General features: G+C 54.0%; 16 protein-coding genes. 6 read left to right on the plus strand and 10 right to left on the minus strand.

Annotated features, from left to right (window positions below; genetic code table 11):
* Positions 1-324: 324 nt before the first annotated feature.
* The 6 genes from V6575_RS22370 to V6575_RS22395 form a co-directional block, all read right to left on the minus strand.
* Positions 325-1,482, minus strand: coding sequence for a thiolase family protein (locus tag V6575_RS22370; RefSeq protein WP_340277625.1), 1,158 nt, complete (start codon positions 1,480-1,482; stop codon positions 325-327).
* Positions 1,475-2,977, minus strand: coding sequence for an AMP-binding protein (locus V6575_RS22375; RefSeq protein WP_340277627.1), 1,503 nt, complete (start codon positions 2,975-2,977; stop codon positions 1,475-1,477). The genes V6575_RS22370 and V6575_RS22375 overlap by 8 nt, the downstream gene beginning before the upstream one ends.
* A 41-nt stretch (positions 2,978-3,018) precedes the next feature.
* Positions 3,019-3,573, minus strand: a complete 555-nt coding sequence (locus tag V6575_RS22380) for a biotin transporter BioY (RefSeq protein WP_340277629.1) — start codon at positions 3,571-3,573, stop codon at positions 3,019-3,021.
* Positions 3,574-3,610: 37 nt separating this feature from the next.
* The gene (locus tag V6575_RS22385) at positions 3,611-4,231 is read right to left on the minus strand and encodes an energy-coupling factor transporter transmembrane component T family protein (RefSeq protein ID WP_340277632.1); all 621 of its coding nucleotides are present in this window, start codon (positions 4,229-4,231) and stop codon (positions 3,611-3,613) included.
* Complete coding sequence (locus tag V6575_RS22390; RefSeq protein WP_340277634.1) at positions 4,228-5,007, minus strand: energy-coupling factor ABC transporter ATP-binding protein; 780 nt, start codon at positions 5,005-5,007, stop codon at positions 4,228-4,230. The genes V6575_RS22385 and V6575_RS22390 overlap by 4 nt, the downstream gene beginning before the upstream one ends.
* 105 nt (positions 5,008-5,112) lie before the next feature.
* Positions 5,113-6,522 carry an aminotransferase-like domain-containing protein gene (locus V6575_RS22395; RefSeq protein WP_340277636.1) on the minus strand — a complete coding sequence of 470 codons (1,410 nt, stop codon included), beginning with the start codon at positions 6,520-6,522 and terminating at the stop codon, positions 5,113-5,115.
* A gap of 84 nt (positions 6,523-6,606) precedes the next feature.
* Here V6575_RS22395 and V6575_RS22400 point away from each other — a divergent pair, with 84 nt between their 5' ends.
* Both V6575_RS22400 and V6575_RS22405 read left to right on the plus strand, forming a co-directional pair.
* Positions 6,607-7,203: a LysE family translocator gene (locus tag V6575_RS22400; protein WP_340277638.1), complete on the plus strand. Its 597-nt coding sequence runs from the start codon at positions 6,607-6,609 to the stop codon at positions 7,201-7,203.
* 371 nt (positions 7,204-7,574) lie between these two features.
* Positions 7,575-8,567: a LysR family transcriptional regulator gene (locus V6575_RS22405; RefSeq protein WP_340277639.1), complete on the plus strand. Its 993-nt coding sequence runs from the start codon at positions 7,575-7,577 to the stop codon at positions 8,565-8,567.
* Here V6575_RS22405 and purU read toward each other — a convergent pair.
* From purU to V6575_RS22420, 3 genes are all read right to left on the minus strand, one after another.
* Entirely contained in the window at positions 8,557-9,414 is an 858-nt protein-coding gene (gene purU, locus V6575_RS22410) for a formyltetrahydrofolate deformylase (protein WP_340277640.1), read from the minus strand. The two genes, V6575_RS22405 and purU, sit on opposite strands and share 11 nt — an antisense overlap.
* 84 nt (positions 9,415-9,498) lie before the next feature.
* On the minus strand, positions 9,499-10,269 hold the full coding sequence (locus V6575_RS22415; RefSeq protein WP_340277667.1) for a beta-keto acid cleavage family enzyme: 771 nt from the start codon (positions 10,267-10,269) through the stop codon (positions 9,499-9,501).
* 5 nt (positions 10,270-10,274) lie between these two features.
* Positions 10,275-11,591, minus strand: coding sequence for an aspartate aminotransferase family protein (locus V6575_RS22420; protein ID WP_340277641.1), 1,317 nt, complete (start codon positions 11,589-11,591; stop codon positions 10,275-10,277).
* A 298-nt stretch (positions 11,592-11,889) separates the two neighbouring features.
* On the opposite strand from V6575_RS22420, the gene V6575_RS22425 reads away from it, so the two are divergent.
* Complete coding sequence (locus tag V6575_RS22425; protein ID WP_340277642.1) at positions 11,890-12,306, plus strand: YcbK family protein; 417 nt, start codon at positions 11,890-11,892, stop codon at positions 12,304-12,306.
* A gap of 16 nt (positions 12,307-12,322) precedes the next feature.
* On the opposite strand, the gene V6575_RS22430 is transcribed toward V6575_RS22425, so the two are convergent.
* On the minus strand, positions 12,323-12,682 hold the full coding sequence (locus V6575_RS22430) for an ArsC family reductase (RefSeq protein ID WP_340277644.1): 360 nt from the start codon (positions 12,680-12,682) through the stop codon (positions 12,323-12,325).
* A 385-nt stretch (positions 12,683-13,067) separates the two neighbouring features.
* Here V6575_RS22430 and V6575_RS22435 point away from each other — a divergent pair, with 385 nt between their 5' ends.
* From V6575_RS22435 to argE, 3 genes are all read left to right on the plus strand, one after another.
* Positions 13,068-14,783: an adenylate/guanylate cyclase domain-containing protein gene (locus V6575_RS22435; RefSeq protein ID WP_340277646.1), complete on the plus strand. Its 1,716-nt coding sequence runs from the start codon at positions 13,068-13,070 to the stop codon at positions 14,781-14,783.
* A gap of 55 nt (positions 14,784-14,838) precedes the next feature.
* The gene (locus V6575_RS22440; RefSeq protein WP_340277648.1) at positions 14,839-16,542 is read left to right on the plus strand and encodes an adenylate/guanylate cyclase domain-containing protein; all 1,704 of its coding nucleotides are present in this window, start codon (positions 14,839-14,841) and stop codon (positions 16,540-16,542) included.
* Positions 16,543-16,668: 126 nt separating this feature from the next.
* On the plus strand, positions 16,669-17,826 hold the full coding sequence (argE, locus tag V6575_RS22445; protein WP_340277650.1) for an acetylornithine deacetylase: 1,158 nt from the start codon (positions 16,669-16,671) through the stop codon (positions 17,824-17,826).
* Positions 17,827-17,937: the final 111 nt, after the last annotated feature.

Raw genomic sequence — 17,937 nt, forward strand, 5'->3', positions numbered from 1 at the left:
CCTGAAGTGGAGCGCCTTATCGTCGAACCAAAGCTCGATGTCAACACTCAATTTTCAGTAATTTTGGACGAACGATCCGTCCGCCAGCGACGTTGCCGCCGTCGATGAACGTGGTTATAGGGGCCACTCCCAAAACCGTCAACGGCTAAATCCAAAAAAACAAAACTAAAAACAAATCAAACAAACACACTGTGGACAATCAAGCCGGCAAAACCCAAAAAACAACCAAAAACATACAAAAAATACGCAAAATCAAAACCTTAAACAAAATTCATAAATCCAAAAAATAAAGAAAAATCCAAAAACATCAAAGCCAACTAAAAACTAAGAACCCAAACATAAACAAACACCCAATCCTCCAACACCTGCAATCAAGCCAATTCCAGAAATACCCGAGGCTAAACCAGACAGCTGCTGAAACAGTCGAACAACCAAGATCGCACCAGACGCCCCAATCGGATGCCCCCGTGACAAAGCCCCGCCGCCAAGGTTGATGCGGTCACTTGGTAAGCCAAGCAGATCGCTTGTCGCCATCGCTTGTGCCGCATAAGCTTCCATCAGCTCATATGTCTCAATATCAGCCACCGACAAATCCAAGCGCTGAAGCAATTCCTGCAGACACGCAACTGGAACCAAAGCAGGCTGAGCGGACGACCCGCCCCTCGTGAGACCGCCTCTAAATATAACCGGTGCAACACGGGAAGATCTGGCAATCGCCGTGGTTACCAGATCTGGATGTGCCACAATCACCGCAGCACCACCATCTGCCTCAACAGCTGCTGTGGCTACAGACACCCCGGTCGCCCGATCACCTGCAAGAACAGGCGCGCGCATAGCTGTTCTGAAATCCAGGCTGCGAGTAAAAGCATCATAGTCGAGCACTGCTCCAGGGACTGTCACCAACTCTTCGAGCAATTCCCCCGCGCGCCACGCAGCCATTGCCTTTTCATGAGATCGCACAGCGTAAGCAGCTTGGCTTTCACGCGGAATGGACAGCTCTGCGGCCAGCGCCGCCGCCGCTTCGGTCATGTCCGGATCCATGGCAGGATCAGGCGAAAACGGCGGCCGAGTGTATTCCACAGGCTTCTCACCAGCAATCAGAGGTCGGTGCATCCGGATCGGTGATCTGGAAAAGCTCTCCATGCCGCCCGCAATGACACATCTTGCAGCGCCAGCGCGGACCAGATGGCAAGCCTGCAGGATCGCATCCATGCCAGAGCAGCATTGACTATCAAGGGTCATAGCCGGGATATGCTCTGGCAAACCAGCCCTGAGAGCCGCCATACGTGCCGGGTTGCCACCGCCATAAAGAGCGTTACCGAAGATTACATGATCAACTGCGTCTTTTCCCAGGCCCGCATCGGACAGCAATGCCTCAATGACAGGCGCAGCGAGCTCATCTGCCTGTAAATTGCGAAAGACGCCGCCACGCGGGGCAACGGCAGTACGCCGTGCGGCCAGAATGAGGACGTCTTCAGTCATTCGTCTCGGTGCCTTGTAAAAGGTCTGTTTCCAGCGCCATCAGGTCAACCTTGCCTCCAGGGGTCAATGGCAGGGCCGACCGGATTATGAATCTGCGCGGCGTACGACCCTTGCCCAGATGGCGAAGACAATGACGGCGCAATTGATCTTCAAGGTTAGAAGCATTTTCACCAGAGGCAGCTTGATCTGGCGGCATCTGCTCTGGCGATACAAAGGCAACCATAACCTGCCCGCGCACCGGATCAGCCACGGGCAGCACCGCTGCCAAACCGACCAACGAGTGAGAAAGGAGCACCTGCTCGACCTCTTCCGGATAGATATTGAGTCCAGCGGTCACGATCATTCGTTTTTGTCGACCTGTCAGAAACAGAAAACCTTCTGCGTTAAGGAACCCCTGATCCCCGACAGTCAGCCAAGCACCATTGCGGGCAACTTCACTACCGCCACCACAAATGTAGCCATCAAACAGCATTTGGCTGCTGACCCAGATGGTGCCGAGCTCACCGGGCTGTAACTCATCGCCTTGATCACTCATAATCCGGATCGACACGCCGGATGCCGCCCGTCCCACGGAGCCTGGCGGCAAATTGTCTTCAGGCCCAGCCAGAGTGATGAAACTCATTTCAGAAGCGCCGTAGAACTCGACCAATCGCGCCTCAGGGAAAATGTCCTTCATCCGACGGCGATCATCATCACGCCATTTAGCGCCACTGGCCAGAACCAACCGGACACTGCTGGCGGCACCAGCACGCCGAAGGTCCTCGGCCACATAATGGATTTGGGTTGGCGTAGCGTAGAACACCAGGGAGGTTTGTGCTTCTGCTGAATCTGGCGATCCCGGTCGCCGCATCCGCTCGGACAAGGCACGCGGATTAAAGCGCTCAACCACTTCCACATGAGCACCAACGACCATTCCGTGAACGGCCCCATAGAGATGCAGCGAATGCACCATGTTGCCAGGCACGATGACATGATCGTCAGCGCCAATGGCAAACTCGCGGGCGCTAACATCGAAGCTTTCCAGCCATGACTTGTGCGAGCGGCAATAGCCTTTCGGATCCCCAGTCGAGCCAGAGGTAAAGCCAGCATAAAACGGATCTGTACCCTCAGGAAAAGCTTCAGGATCTGATCTATCCGAGGATCCCTCAACCGGAAGCGCGAGCAACCGGGCAAGTGTTTCATCATCAAGCAGCAGAACCGGGTGGGTTTCCCGATCGATCCAGGCGCGGCGCCCTGCTGGCCAGTCCGGATCATAGATCATGGCAACAGCCCCGCTGCGAGCAACCGCAAAGAAAGCCACCAGCAGCCTCGCCGGATCTCTCAAAGACAAGGCAACCCGCGCTTCTTTCAAAACGCGGGTCTTAAGAAGGGTCGTTAAGGCGAGAACTTCACTGAAAAATTCCGCCCGTGTCCATCGACGATCCGCGCAGGTCAACGCCAACGCATTCGGCTTCAGCCTGGCAAGGTCGTTCAACGTATCGCCAACGAAAGCCATGGATTTTGCCGCTCGCTGTTGGGGTTCAGCTCAAATGATCATCAAGCCCGGGACATCAGTGCCCGTGGCAAGCCGCGAGCTACAGTCTGGGCGACCACAGCGGTGATCGCCACCTTGATCAAATCTCCAGGAATATAGACCGCGCTGCCGATTGCCGCTTTTGCCAAGGGCAGGTCCGCCATAAGGGCAACGCCCGGTATTCCGAAAAGATAGACAACACCGACACCACCTACCGCCGCTGCAATGGCGGCTGCAGGCAGTACGCTCATGCCAGGTGTCTTGTTCATGATGAAACCAGCAACGAATGCGCCAATCGGCCAGCTGATCAAAAAGCCAACGGACGGCGAAACAAAGACGCCGAGACCACCGCGCCCACCAGCCAGGATCGGCGCACCAAGGGCAAGAAGAAAGAGAAACAGCAAAACGGCCAGCGCACCGCGGATCGGTCCGAGCATAACGCCAGCCAGCATGATGCCGAGTGTCTGTGCTGTGATCGGCACGCCCCCCATCAGCGGGATCGCGACCTTGGGCAACAACCCGAGAGCGGCAATCAGGGCGGCATAAAAGGCGATCTGAACCAGAGACCGGTCGTTCATTGAGTATTCCTTATTATAGTTTGCCAACGCACACTGCTTAAAGCTTTGCATTTCCGCCAAGACCAGCTGCACCGCCGCGTGCGCTCAAGGCCTCGGCAACGTTTTCTGACATAATCAAAGACTGAAGCAGAAAAGGGGCCATGAGACGCCAACTTGTCCGCCTACCGCTGCGCGCCTGAAAGGCTTCGCGCAGAGATGCATATACCGACAGGAGGACAGGCGCAAACCGCAGCACCAAGGTGACCGCCAACGCTGGTTTCTTCTGCGACATACCAAACAAGCGCAGCGGTGAAAACAGCGGCAACACGGCTTCCATCATATCATCCATGCGGGTCGTTACTGACACGAGATTGGCCAGAAGCACCATCACCACCAGGCGCAGAACCGCAACGAAGCCTTCATGCCAGTTTCCGGTTATTCCATGCAGGAAGAATATAATCACCAACAGTGACGTAAGAGGCTTTAGGGCCTTCAATTGCCGCAAGCCCCCAGAGCCAAGGCTGACATAAAGCGACAACACCACAGCCAGCGCAGCCCCAAGTAAAACAAGGTCGGAGACAGGCAGTATGAGAACACTGGCAATAGCCAGAACCACAAGCTTCAGTCGCACGGAACAACGATGCAGCCAGCTTTGTCCTGGCAGGTACAGCGAGATCACAGGACTTCTCCGGAATAATCTGCTTCTGCGCGGCAGTTGATGTCAGCATCATAGGCCGGAAGGACATCCTCCGGAACGCCATCCATTCTCACGCGGCCTGATTCCAGCCAGATCACTCGATCAAACTCTTTCAACAGCGAGAGATCGTGGCTGATCATGATGATTTTCTGATCAAGACCCTCAAGCTTCCTGAATATTCTGCGCGTAGCCAAGCCATCCAGCGACGACATCGGCTCATCGAGAACCAGGAGCTTCGGATCCATCACCAGAACGGCAAGAAGACAAATGAGCTGCTTTTGCCCTTCGGACAGTTCAGTGAACGGCTTTTGCGTAAGATGCCCGCAATGATGCTGTTCAAGAAAAGCCAAGGCTTGCGTCCGAGCTTCGATCTTTTCAGCGCCCAGCTGGCTCAGGCCAAAGGCGATTTCTTCTTCCACCGTTGGGAAGATCGCCTGATGGTCCGGGTTCTGGAAAACAAACCCAACGTGCCGTGGCAATTCAAACCGAGCTGCAGTTGTTGCTGCTCCAAAGATCCGAACTTCACCAGAGGTCGGCAGTCGCAGACCATTCAACAGTCGGACAAGGCTGCTTTTACCTGAGCCGTTCAATCCGACGATACCAACCCGGGATTCGCACAGTCTAAGGGAGACATTCTCAAGAACCAGCCGATCACCCAGTTCCAGACTGACATCTTTCAGAACGGCATATGGCCTCGCAGACAGGTCAAAGTCCCCGTTTGCGCCAGATGATGTGTCTTTACGCTTCCAAAAGGCCATGAAGGTTCCGGTTTATATGTCGCCGAAGCGCAATCCGATCCGCTTATTGTCGTCCTTGAAGGAAATGTCAAAGGCAAGAGCAAGAGGGTTTGCCTTTCAGCAGCCTCAACCAACTGGCGTCGACAGAAACCGGCCAGCCTCTGTTGTCCGACGTGCCTTGACCAAAATTTCCAGCGCTCGCTGGAATTCTGGTTCACCAACAATCGTGCCAAGCGTAATGCGCATGTAGGATCGGGGTTGGCGGTCGGACGCTTGAAAATATTTGGCGGACAAGGCCGCGACGCCCTGATGCGCCAGATTTGCCTCAACAACGGCCGGGTCCACGCCGTCTTCCAGCTTGAGCCAGGCAAAAACCTTGTCGACGGCGCCTTGGAAGCTGTCTTTGCCGAGGAGCTTACAGGCGACCTCATAGCGCTGAACATTGGCCTCCCCTTTTACCGAGAGGGTTCGCTTCAAGGTGCCGTCCCTGATCCAGCCAGCTATCAACTCGGCAGTAATGGGAGATGCCATCCAAGTGCTTTCGCCAATGAGATTACGCACCGAATTGCCGTATGCGCGCGGAACATGCACGAAGCCAATTCGGCTGCCTGGCGAAATCAACTTGGAAATGCCAGCGATTGAGGCGGTCAGTTCGGGCGCAAGCATGCCCAGCGCCACCGGATGCTCACGGACAAATGGCGTATAGGGGTCGTCTTCGATGATCTTCAGACCAAATTTACGGGCAACACGAACGATGGCCTCCCGCTCAGCCAATGTCATCGTGTGGGTTGTCGGGTTGTGCATATTCGGCATCAAAAAGACGCCTTTGACGTCCTGCGTACGTGCAGCCGCAGCCAAAGCATCCGGATCCATCGCCAGAAACTGGCCATCATCCGCCTGCATCAAGGAGATTGGTACAAGTTTCAAGCCAAGATGCGGCGCAGAATTCAGGATCGACGGATAGGTGAACTCGTCAACCGCGATGGTATCCCCGGGCCGGAAAAGTGCCTGCAACAAAATCTGGATGCCATGCTGAGCACCACAGGTCAGCGCGATGTTCGACGGATCAGCCTTAAGCCCAAACAGATCAAACAACTGAGCTCCAGTCTCCCGGTGGCTTGACAGCCCCTCCGAGGGCACAAATCCATTCAGCCGATCAATCCCAGGGGTTCGGGCAACCCTCGCCAGACCTTTGCTGAGGTCAGGATTAAGGTGCGGATAAGCAAAGTTGCGCGCCAAATCGAGATCGAAAAGGCGATCTTCTCGAGGAATCAGAGGCGAGACATCCATCTCTTGCGGCGCAACATAGGTGCCACGGCCTGTCTCGCCGCGCAGCAATCTACGGCGTTCAGCTTCTCGATAGGCGCGTGTTATCGTGCCCAATGTAACGCCCAGCTGATAAGCTAACTCGCGCTGCGGCGGTAGACGTTCGCCCACACTCAAAGCGCCAGAGCGAATATCCGCTTCAATCGCATCGGCGACAGCGAGATAAATTGGCCCGGAGACCGGGCTGAGATCAGGGCACCAGATTGTCATGAGAACAATAATTACATTGACCGATACAATACTTCAAGTATGACCAAATAATCGTGTAATTGTATTTATTGTATTGGCGCCCTCATGGACATCTCAGCCGTTGCCCCCTTCGCATTATTTGTCGCCGTCATGACCGGCACACCAGGACCCGGCAACCTGACGTTCATGGCAATCGGGGCGACTGCCGGTTACAGAACCGCCTTGCCTGTCATTATCGCATCCCAGATCGGATCTTTGGCCCTGAATCTCAGCGTCGCGTTCGGACTCGGACAAATCATGGCTGGCGGTGGTCTCGTGGTCACGATCTTCAAGGCGCTGAGCATGGCCTATATGACCTATCTTGCGTGGCGCATCATATCCTTGAGCATCAAACCGAAGGGCGACGTCAGACTGCCTAGTTTCTGGGAAGGTCTGTTGATCCACCCGCTCAGCCCGAAAACCTGGGCCATGAGCCTTGTTGCCTTCACCACGTTTTTTGCGGGCAATGATCTCGGGCTGGTCGAAAACGCCGCTCTGCTCAGCGGCGGCTTTATCCTTGGTGGAACGATATGCCATTCGCTTTGGGCGTTACTCGGTGTCTCCATCCTGGCCGTCCTGGGAGAAGGCGCTCTCCTGAGAGCCACCACAGTCACGATGGCGATCGGAATGCTCGCAGCGACAGCCTGGGCGATGCTGCTGTAATTCATCAGATAAGAGGCTTCCGGTCCCGCAATTGCTGGTGCCTGAGTTGAGCGCTCAGCTCGGATTGCCAGCTGACCTCCAAACTGTCTTGCCCCATCGCGCTCCGGTCGGCTCCGATGTCTTTCAAAAGATGCTCCGGCAATCGGCGAGCCAGCATAATACGGCGTCGACGCCGAATAAGGCGACTTCTTCGCGCCATGTAGCCGAGTACATTTTTCAGGACTTCGAGCTAAGCGGATCCTTTCCGCGAAGCCTTTGGCTTTGCAGTCATTTTACTCTTTCCTTCAATGCTTTAACGGGAGGAATATCTTGCAAATCGGACTTGCCGACCAACTAAATCTCAGGCTCCTTGCATAAGGAGGCCTTATGCAATGGCAACAAACCTACCGCCCCTTTCTGCAATCCGCGCCTTTGAGGCCGCGAGCCGACACCTAAGCTTTACCCGTGCTGCAGAGGAGCTGGGCATGACGCAGGCTGCGGTGAGCTATCAGATCAAATTACTGGAAGAAAAACTCGGCTTTGCGCTGTTTGTCCGGCTGCCCCGCAAAATCGAACTGACCGAGAAAGGCCTTAAATTATCCGGCCAGGTTATCTTGGCTTTTGGTTCGCTGCGCGATGCCTTCGATGACATTGTGGATCAGGATGCAAACCATCTTGTGATCTCCAGCAACACGACGCTGGCTGTAAACTGGCTAGCGACCCGCATCCACAAGTTCCAGGCTCTCAACGCGGATTTGACAATTCGGATTCTGCCCTATGGACCTTCCGGCATCGCTACGCCCGACGCAGCGGTCCTGTCTGCGGATGTGATGATTTCCGCCTGCTACAAACCACCGAAAGACTGGCTCTTTCACGACCTTGTGCCCGTCACATTTACGCCGATGCTCAGCCCTGCGCTCGCACAATCCGTTGGAGGTATTCATACCCCGCTCGACTTGCTGAAAGTGACGATCATCGATCCGCAAGACGACTGGTGGGCCGTTTGGTTCTCTGACGCCGGTTATCCAGATTTGGACCTCAGCCACTTACCATCGTCACGCATGGGGTCTCAGGCTCTGGAAGCCAATCGTGCCATCGCTGGACATGGGGTAGCCATCCTCACCCCCTATCTCAACCAGACAGCACTTGATACGGGCCTTCTGCTGCAGCCATTTGATATCATTTCAGCAATCAGTAGCGATTCCTGGAACATAAGCTATCCGCAATCGAACAAGAACAGCCGAAAAGTCCGGCTGTTCCGGGATTGGGTTTTTGCAGAAATGAGGCAAGACGGACTGCCTATCCCGATCAGTCCCGTCATGCGCCTTTCCGGGGATAGGCAGACGAACATACCATCGGCCGAAGCCGCTCTGCTTACTGGGTAAAGACAATCGTTTTGTTGCCAACGATCATGACCCGATTTTCAAGGTGATATTTAACCGCGCGAGCGAGAACCCGGGATTCAATATCACGGCCACGTGCAACGAAATCTTCAGCAGACAAGGAATGGGAAACCCGTTCCGCGTCCTGTTCGATAATCGGCCCCTCATCGAGATCCGGCGTAACATAATGCGCCGTCGCGCCGATCATCTTCACACCACGAGCATGGGCCTGATGATAAGGCTTGGCACCCTTGAAGCTCGGCAGGAACGAGTGGTGAATGTTGATGACCTTGCCGAACAGGCGCTTTGACAGATTGTCCGACAGAACCTGCATGTAGCGCGCAAGCACAACGAGATCAGCGCCTGTTTCATGCACCAGCTTCAAAAGCCGGTCTTCCTGCTCGCCTTTGGTCTCTTTTGTCACCGGCCAATGATAGTAAGGAATGCCCTCAATATCTGCCGTGCGGCGACTTGTTTCATGGTTCGAAACGATAGCCACCACTTCTGCATCCATCCAGCCAACCCGCAACTGGTAAAGAATATGCAGAAGGGCGTGATCGAATTTGGAGACCATGACAATCACCTTCGGGCGATTGTCCATGTCCACCAGCCGGGCTTTCATATCAAATCGGCTTATCACCGGATCCAGTGATTTCTGAACACTCTCCAATGAAACGCTGTCAGGAGACAGAATAGAGATGCGCAAGAAAAACTGATTGGTCACGCGATCCCAGAACTGATCGCTTTCAGCGATGTTGGCACCAAGATCTGCAAGTTCCGTCGTAACGGCTGCGACAATACCAGGACGGTCTTCACAAGACAGGGTGAGGACAAAACGACGGTTCGACACTTTTCCAATTCTCCGCTAACGGCGCAGTGCTTTTCGCACAGCTGCCACATCATTTCTCATTCGGCTCAGGACCAAAACCTGACTTCAGCCCAGCGCATCAATGAGGTCACGAACGCGATCCGCATTGTCCGTGGCCATGGAACCATCCCGGTTCCATAAACCATTTTCAAAGCCGATACGCGCTTTACCGCCATTCGACACGGCGTGCACCAGACAATCAGTCTCCCGATGCCCGAAAGCGCAAACACCCCAATCAATGGAATAATCGCCCGGAGCAACCTCCATACCTTTTAAAAATGCATCGAGATCTGAAGGGTCACTTTCCTGATTTTCAGCATAACGGCCCAAAACAAACAACACTTGATAGTCTGGCCCTGGAACAACACCAGCTTGCGCCAAATCGTAAAACCGGGCCAGGTCACCTGCACTGTAAAGAATGTGCTGTATCACAATACCCACCTCCCTCGCCCAATGATAAAAGCTGCTCACCTCATCCGTTTCCGATGTCAGAACCATTTCCCGAACTGCAATGGACACGGCTTCAGGCATCACATCCCGGACCAACTTGCGCTGTTCTTCCGGACTGTATTTTCCAACAGCTTCAGTGGTGATCTGAACCGCCATTTCCGGCGCACGGGACCCCATTTCCGACAAAAGCTCCAGATAAAGGCCCGAATCTAGCGTATGAGCGCCCGTTTCATCCCGCACATGCGCATGGAGGCCATCGGCACCGGCAGCATGACAGGCAACCGCAACATCAACGGTTTCCTCAATTGTCATCGGAAGAGCTGGATGGTCAGCCTTGGTTCGTCGCGCTCCATTGGGTGCAACCATAATTTGCGGCAGGGGTTTCACCAACGTCAAAACACCTCCCGTAAGGCAAGTTTCAGCTTGTCTATGACTTCGCCGATCTGCGCTTCGGTCATAATAAAGGGTGGCGCAAGGAGGATATGATCGCCTTTGACACCATCAATCGTACCGCCCATTGGATAACAGGCCAGACCCGCCTCGAAAGTGGCTTTCTTCAAGGCTTTGTGAATGCCCTGCTTCGGATCAAACGGGGCCTTCGTATCTCGGTCCTCGACAATCTCAATGCCCCGGAAGAGGCCCCGCCCACGAATATCGCCCACGTTCGGATGCTGCCCGAATGCATTCCGAAGAGCTGCATCAAACAGATTGCCTAGCGGCATCACTTGATCTGCAAGTCCGCCAGTAAGTTTCTGCAAAACGGCAAGTGAGGCTGCGCAAGCCGTTGGATGACCAATGTAAGTGTGGCCATGCTGAAAAAAGCCCGAGCCATTCTCAATGGCATCATAAATCTTGGCCGAGCAAAGCATCGCTCCGATGGGCTGATATCCGGCCCCAAGCCCCTTGGCTACAGCCAGGATGTCAGCCGTGACGCCATCTTGCTCGCAGGCAAAGAGCGTCCCCGTGCGGCCCATGCCACACATCACTTCATCCAGGATCAACAGAATGCCGTGAGCATCACAAATCTCGCGAATGCGCTTGAAGTAGCCTTCCACTGGCGGAACAGCTCCAGAAGTCGCGCCGACAACCGGCTCAGCCACAAAGGCCATGACGTTTTCCGGGCCGAGGCGTTGAATTTCGGCTTCCAGCTCATTGGCCACCCGCTGGCCATACTCAAAAGCCGTCTCACTTGACCGGCGATCACGATATTCATAACAAGGCGAGATATGAGATGTCTCAATCATCATCGGCGCGAAAGGTTCCCGTCGCCATGCATTGCCGCCGGTAGCCAGCGCCCCCAGCGTGTTGCCGTGATAGCTTTGACGGCGGGCAATGACCCGGTGTCTCTTGGTCTCACCAACTTCCAGAAAATACTGGCGCGCCAACTTGAGCGCCGCTTCCATCGCCTCGGATCCGCCAGAAACGAAATACACCCGCGCCAGACCTTCCGGCGCATTGGATATCAGCAATTCTGCAAGCTCTTCAGCCGGTTCAGACGTAAAAAAGCCAGTGTGGGCAAAAGCAATCTGGTCAACCTGGGATTTGATGGCCGCGATCACATCCGGATCGCTATGCCCGAGACAAGACACGGCAGCTCCACCTGAACCGTCGAAATAACGTTTGCCATTGCTGTCAATAACATAACAGCCATCTCCAGCAACTGCGACAGGGGGATTGGCTTTGGTGTGACGCGGAAAAACGTGAGACATGACGCTTCGTTCCTCACAAATAGCATGAACGGATTCTGGACCGGGTTTGCCGATGAAAGATGTCATTGGTTTCAGACCGTTGATTGCGAACCTGAAATCCGCAAGAACATGACTATCTCATAGAACTGCAGCTCGCCAGTGGGTTTGAATCACGAACTCGCGAAATTCGCGTTTGAGCCGTGAGAAGTGTTAACGAAAACGCCTTTAAAATACTGAGATTTAACCATGTTTTTCACGACAATTTTAACTATTAACCAGCAAACTTGAAGTCCCACTTCGAGTTAATGTGTTGCCAGTCATGTTCGCGCGCCTCAGATCCAATAGTATTGCCATTGCCCTTTGCCTCAGTCTTGCAGGTTGTGGCAGCGTCGCTGGCGTCACAGGCTTGGGCTGGATCACAAGCTCCAGCAACAAAATCACGTATAATGACACGGAATGGTGCGTGCCGCGGAAGCTCAAAAAAGTGCTCAACCGGGTCGCAAAACGCTATGGACGGGTCACAGTCACCTCAACAAAGCGCTGGTGGCTGGAGAACTGGTGGAAAGGCGGGGCCGGGGATTCCTATCATTTGAATTGCCAGGCCGTTGATTTCTCTGTTCGTGGCAATCCATCCTCAGTCATTCGTTTTCTGAAAGCGCAACCCGAAGTCGGCGGATACAAGCGTTATTCGACTGGCCACTATCACATCGACACCGGCCCCCGCCGGACCTGGTAGGCAGGAAGCCTGAACTTTACTTCAGCTCGCCAAGTTCCAATGCCATTTCCCAGGCAACCGGGTCGAAACCGATGAAATTCTTGGTTTCGCATTCCACGATAGGACGCTTAATCATAGACGAGTTGTCCGCCATGACAGCTATCGCCGAGGCCGCACTTGTGACGCTGTCCTGAATCTCCTCGTCGAGTTTCCGCCAAGTCGTACCACGCTTGTTCAAAACGACCTCCCAGCCGAAATCATCGACGAAAGCCGCCAGTTTTACCGTATCGACGCCGTCTTTCTTGTAGTCATGAAAAACATAATCGATCCCGGCCTCTTCCAGAAATTTTCGTGCCTTCTTGACCGTGTCGCAGTTCTTGATGCCATAGAGCTTCATGGCTCTCCCCATTCTTCAAAAATTATAAGCTTTGTTCGACACTTTGCCGCTCTTGCCGCAGCATTCAAGGTCAATGATCGAAAGCCGGGGGAAAACCCTCGCTTTAGAGGCATCAGATCAAAACGCCAATTGGCCCGAATTTATTATGACCCGACACTCATAAAGTGGTGAGTTCACAAACAAGGAGAACCTGAAGAACCGCTCGGTCATCAGAAATTTCAAATCCGAGAAATCAGGAAATTAGCAACGACTATTCAGCCTTAGGGTCTTGTCCCGAAGGAAGAGCTTGCATAAGGGCGGCAGACGGTCAAAATCCGTTCATGCGCACCATTAAGGCAAGGGGCGTGCTCGAAACGAGGTAATCTCAGGTGACCCCAGTTAAAAAATGACGAAAAAATCAAACAGGCATCCGCCCGCAGCCGGGTCAATCGAACAACAATTCCGCCTCACTGCGGGCTTGGTGTTGTTTTTGTTCGCCTTGCTGCATTTCCTCAATCATGCGCTGGGAAACATTTCTCTAGCCGCAATGGATTGGGGGCAGGACCTGCGATACCAAATCTGGCATTCCTTGCCGGGCGTCGTGGTGCTTTATGGCGCTATCCTGACCCACGCCGGTTTAGGTCTTTGGAAAACTGCAAAACGCAGAACCTGGAAAATGCCTCCTTGGGAAGCCGTGCAGATCTGCCTGGGTCTTCTAATTCCCTGCCTTCTGATCGAACATATTTCGCTTACACGCGGCGCAGAATCAACTTTCGGGACCTATGTCGACTATCGGCACGTTCTATCCGCGCTCTGGCCGGGCGAAATCATATGGCAAAACGTCCTTCTTGTTATTGTCTGGCTGCATGGCTGCATTGGCCTGCATTACTGGCTGCGGATGAAGCCCTGGTACGCCAAAGCGTCAACCTCTCTGTTTGTCCTATCGATCAGCATTCCAATATTGGCCATAACAGGATGGACATCAGCCGCCCGACGGCTCGTCATAGAAGGCAAGACGCAAATCAACACAACGGCAGCTCAGAAAACTGAACTTATTGCTGTCGCCGACGGCATGTTGCTGATTTTCTACGCTTTGGCAGGCTCGATCTTCGTGATCTATGGCGGACGCAAGATTTACGCAGCATTCCAACATCAGATCACGATCAGCTATATGAACTCCCGCATCGTCAAGACAGCACCGGGACCGACCCTTCTGGAAATCAGCCGCATAAAAGGCATTCCGCATATGTCGATCTGCGGAGGGCGTGGGCGGTGTTCCACATGCCGAACGCTGATCATGTCCGGGCAAGCAGACGTTCAGCAGCCGGGCAAAGCAGAAGCGCAGGTTCTCAAGCGCATCGGTGCCAGCGGTAATGTTCGCCTTGCATGCCAGCTACGCCCGACGACCGACATGGTTGTCCGTCCTTTGCTATCCGCCGGACGTTCCCTCAGCCCTGAAGGGCTGCATGATCGATACCGGTGGGGTGTTGAGCAAAAAATCAGCGTGATGTTTATTGACTTGCGCGGTTTTACAACACTCAGCGAAGGTAAACTGCCGTTCGATGTGGTGTTTATTTTGAACCGTTATGTCGATGGCCTTGTCCGCATCATTCAAAAAAATGGCGGCATGGTCGACAAAATCATGGGCGATGGCATCATGGCCCTGTTTGGCGTCGAGACCACATTTGAAGCTGGTGTTCGTGCGGCTCTCAAAACGCTATCGGAACTGTCCGACGAATTGTCACGAGTGAATGAAGACCTCGACACTCATCTTTCAGCTCCCCTGCGCGTTGCCGTTGGACTGCACGGCGGCCCTGTGATCTTGGGACGAATCGGCCTTGATGGCAAAAATGGCGTCGCTTCTGGCATCACGGCGCTTGGCGATGTTGTCAATGTAGCCGCACGGCTGGAAGGCGTTGCCAAAGAAGAAAATTCCATGGCTGCAATCTCCCAGGACGTTCTAACTGCCGCCGGAATTGACGCGAGAGTTCATTGCACAAAACGATCAGTTGTGGTTCGTGGGCGGCAAGCGGCCCTCGAAGTAAACTGCATCCAGAATACCGACTTTTTGGAAACGGCCTTGAATGTGCCAGCTCCGCCTCCACCTTCTCATAGTTCGTGACCTCAAACCGAACTCGCCCCCCTGGCACGACCCAAAGCGCAGCAGCACCTTCAAGATGTCATCCGCCACGTCCCAGATTAATTTACCTTCTAGTTTCCAGGGCAAAGGAAACTGGCGTCAGCAGGCACGGCTTGCCAGCGGATTGACTCTCTTTGCCTTCTGCCTGTCGCATTTCATCAATCACTCCCTCGGCATCTGGTCTCTTGACCTCATGCAGAAAGGGGAGGCCGTTCACCATTTCATTTGGGGTGAATTGCCTGGACTTGTGACCCTCTCACTCGCTGCAATTACCCACGTAGTCCTCGCGCTTTGGCGCACGGCTCGCCGCAGAACACTAAGATTACCTGTTTGGGAAACCCTTCAGCTCGCGCTCGGGTTCTACATTCCCTGGACACTAATCCCGCATGTGTTGGCAACCAGCGGTCTCCATCTCGCTTTTGACGTTTCACCGCGCTATCAGGACATCATGATCCTTCTTTGGCCAGGCGGTGTCTTTACACAGACCGTGCTGCTTCTGGTCGTATGGAGTCATTCCATGATCGGGCTGCATTTCTGGCTGCGCCTGAAGCCTTGGTATACACGATATCTGCCCGCATTTGCAGCTTTCGCAGTTGCAATGCCCCTATTGGCTCTTTGGGGGTGGACCAGCAGTTCACAGCTTCTTGCCCAATCCGGCAATCCTGACCTTAAAGTGACCGCATCCAATCTTGATTGGGTATACGCAGTTACAGCCCAGGTTCGAGTGATCGTATTTAGCCTGCTGTCTTTCAGCATCCTGATTGTCCTTGGACGACTTGCGATCCGCAGTTTTGCAAAAACCATCACAATCACATATCCCGGCGACCATCTTGTCAGGATTGCACCTGGCCCTTCCCTTTTGGAGATCAGCCGGGCAAGCAACATTCCTCTTGCTGCTGTATGCGGGGGCCGTGCCAGATGCTCAACATGCCGAGTCAAGGTTGTGGCCGGACTCGAAACACTGGATCCACCATCATCCGCAGAAGAAGCCGTCTTGAAACGCATAGGCGCAGATGAAGAGATGCGGCTGGCATGTCAAATTCGCCCACAGAGTAACCTTAGCGTCAGACCGCTGGTGCCGGTGCGCTCAGATGCACCCGGTCCATCATCGCAACACGATGCATATTACTGGGGGGTAGAGCAGCCGGTCGCAGTCATGTTTATCGACATGCGAAACTTCACCGGTCTGACGGAACAGAACCTGCCCTTTGACACCGTCTATCTGCTCAACCGTTACCTCGACCTGGTCTCTCAGGAAGTCCGTAAGGAAGGCGGCCATGTCGACAAATTCATCGGCGATGGAATCATGGCGATTTTTGGCATGCAAACTGGATTACTAGAGGGCACTCGGCAGGCCTTGCGTGCCTGTAAATCCATAGGGGTGGCTATCGATGCCTTAAACACCGAGCGCGGCCCCAGTGTCACGACTCCTTTGCGCATTGGAATCGGACTTCATGCCGGATCCACAATCCTCGGACGCATTGGCGCACCTGACAAGAGCGGGGAAAAAGCATCCATTACAGCCCTCGGCGATGTGGTCAACGTTGCCTCACGACTGGAAGGCGTTGCCAAGGAACACAATGCCCTTGCTGCAATTTCAAAGGACGTTCTTAATGCTGCTGCTTTGCAGGCATGCCCGGACGCAATGACCTGTTCTGTGGACATTCGTGGCCGTCAAGCACCTTTGGAAGTGATCTGCTTTCAAGAACATGGTGAGTTGCCCCCGCTTTCAACAGGTTGATAACCCTGATCGGGAGCAAAAACTCAACCAAGACGATAACCCCTTGAAAATCAATCTCGTAACCGGTTTGATCGCCGCACGATGTTAATCGGCTTGCCGATCCCCCATTCCAAGCCGGAGGCTTCCTTGGCGACCTGCTACACACCCACTGAAATGCTGGCAAAGCTCGTTGGTTTTCCAACGGTTTCCGATCAGAGCAATCTCGATCTTATCGCCTTTGTCGAAAGCTATCTGTCAGATCATGGCGTGGCCTCCACAAGGGTCTATGATGATACGAAACAGAAAGCCGCGCTTTTTGCCACCGTCGGCCCCAATGTTGACGGTGGGGTGGTGCTTTCAGCTCATACGGATGTTGTGCCAGTTGAAGGTCAGGACTGGATCTCAGACCCATTCGACCTCCGCGCAGCCGATGGCCGCCTTTATGGACGCGGCTCTGCAGACATGAAGGGGTTTGCCGCTGCCACACTGGCGCATGTCCCTCACTTTCTCGCTGCGAACCTGAAAGTCCCGATCCACATCGCCTTGTCTTATGACGAAGAGGTCGGCTGTTTTGGTGCCCCCCCAATGATCGCGCGCATGCTGGCCGATGGGCCACGCCCCGCGGTTGTTTTCGTCGGCGAGCCGACAAATATGCAGGTCGTTACTGGCCACAAGGGCATCATCGTCCTGAAAACCAAGATCAGCGGTCATGCTGTGCATTCCAGTCAGCTGGATCGTGGCGTTTCTGCCATTTCCGTAGCCGCAAAACTGATTTCCTGGATGGACAGCCGAACCGCTGAGAACTTGGCGCAGGCCGATCCGGAATGCCCATTCAATCCGCCCTACACGACGCTCCACTGTGGCACCATCAAGGGTGGCAACGCTCACAATATCACCGCAGGGCATTGCGAATTCATCACGGACATCCGTTTGCTGCCCAACGAAAGCGGTGCGGAATGGGTCCAGAGGTATCGCAAATTTATAAACGACAGCGTCCTGCCCGGCATGAAGGCAATCTCTGAAAACTGCGACATTCAGGTTACCGAAGCCGCGAACGTTCCAGGCCTCAAACCTGAGGCAAACGGCGCAGCAGAATTGATGGCGCGGCAACTGACCGGAGACAACGCAACGAATGTCGTTGTCTATGCAACGGAAGGTGGGCAGTTCCAGGAGCAGGATCTGTCGACTGTTGTCTGCGGGCCAGGATCAATCGATCAGGCACATCAGCCAAACGAGTTCATTGAAGCTGCTGAATTGGCAAAATGCTCTGCGATGCTAGATCAACTTTGTGCCAAATTGTCTTGAAATTTCTTTGAGATAGGGCTGGACGGCAGAAAACTGCTTCGCCATTATGCATGCTCAAATACTCCGCACGCGGACCGCGTTTTGGAGCGTTTCAAACTTCAAAAAACTGAT

This window comes from Roseibium algae (genome assembly GCF_037783265.1).
GTDB classification, from domain to species: domain Bacteria; phylum Pseudomonadota; class Alphaproteobacteria; order Rhizobiales; family Stappiaceae; genus Roseibium; species Roseibium algae.

Excerpts from the sequence above, each read along its gene's own strand:
- V6575_RS22390 (WP_340277634.1), bottom strand. The coding sequence starts at position 5,007 with ATGGCCTTTTGGAAGCGTAAAGACACATCATCTGGCGCAAACGGGGAC.
- V6575_RS22370 (WP_340277625.1), bottom strand. The coding sequence starts at position 1,482 with ATGACTGAAGACGTCCTCATTCTGGCCGCACGGCGTACTGCCGTTGCC.
- V6575_RS22395 (WP_340277636.1), bottom strand. The coding sequence starts at position 6,522 with ATGACAATCTGGTGCCCTGATCTCAGCCCGGTCTCCGGGCCAATTTAT.
- V6575_RS22405 (WP_340277639.1), top strand. The coding sequence starts at position 7,575 with ATGGCAACAAACCTACCGCCCCTTTCTGCAATCCGCGCCTTTGAGGCC.
- V6575_RS22375 (WP_340277627.1), bottom strand. The coding sequence starts at position 2,977 with ATGGCTTTCGTTGGCGATACGTTGAACGACCTTGCCAGGCTGAAGCCG.
- V6575_RS22425 (WP_340277642.1), top strand. The coding sequence starts at position 11,890 with ATGTTCGCGCGCCTCAGATCCAATAGTATTGCCATTGCCCTTTGCCTC.
- V6575_RS22400 (WP_340277638.1), top strand. The coding sequence starts at position 6,607 with ATGGACATCTCAGCCGTTGCCCCCTTCGCATTATTTGTCGCCGTCATG.
- V6575_RS22440 (WP_340277648.1), top strand. The coding sequence starts at position 14,839 with ATGTCATCCGCCACGTCCCAGATTAATTTACCTTCTAGTTTCCAGGGC.
- V6575_RS22435 (WP_340277646.1), top strand. The coding sequence starts at position 13,068 with ATGACGAAAAAATCAAACAGGCATCCGCCCGCAGCCGGGTCAATCGAA.
- V6575_RS22420 (WP_340277641.1), bottom strand. The coding sequence starts at position 11,591 with ATGTCTCACGTTTTTCCGCGTCACACCAAAGCCAATCCCCCTGTCGCA.
- V6575_RS22430 (WP_340277644.1), bottom strand. The coding sequence starts at position 12,682 with ATGAAGCTCTATGGCATCAAGAACTGCGACACGGTCAAGAAGGCACGA.
- V6575_RS22380 (WP_340277629.1), bottom strand. The coding sequence starts at position 3,573 with ATGAACGACCGGTCTCTGGTTCAGATCGCCTTTTATGCCGCCCTGATT.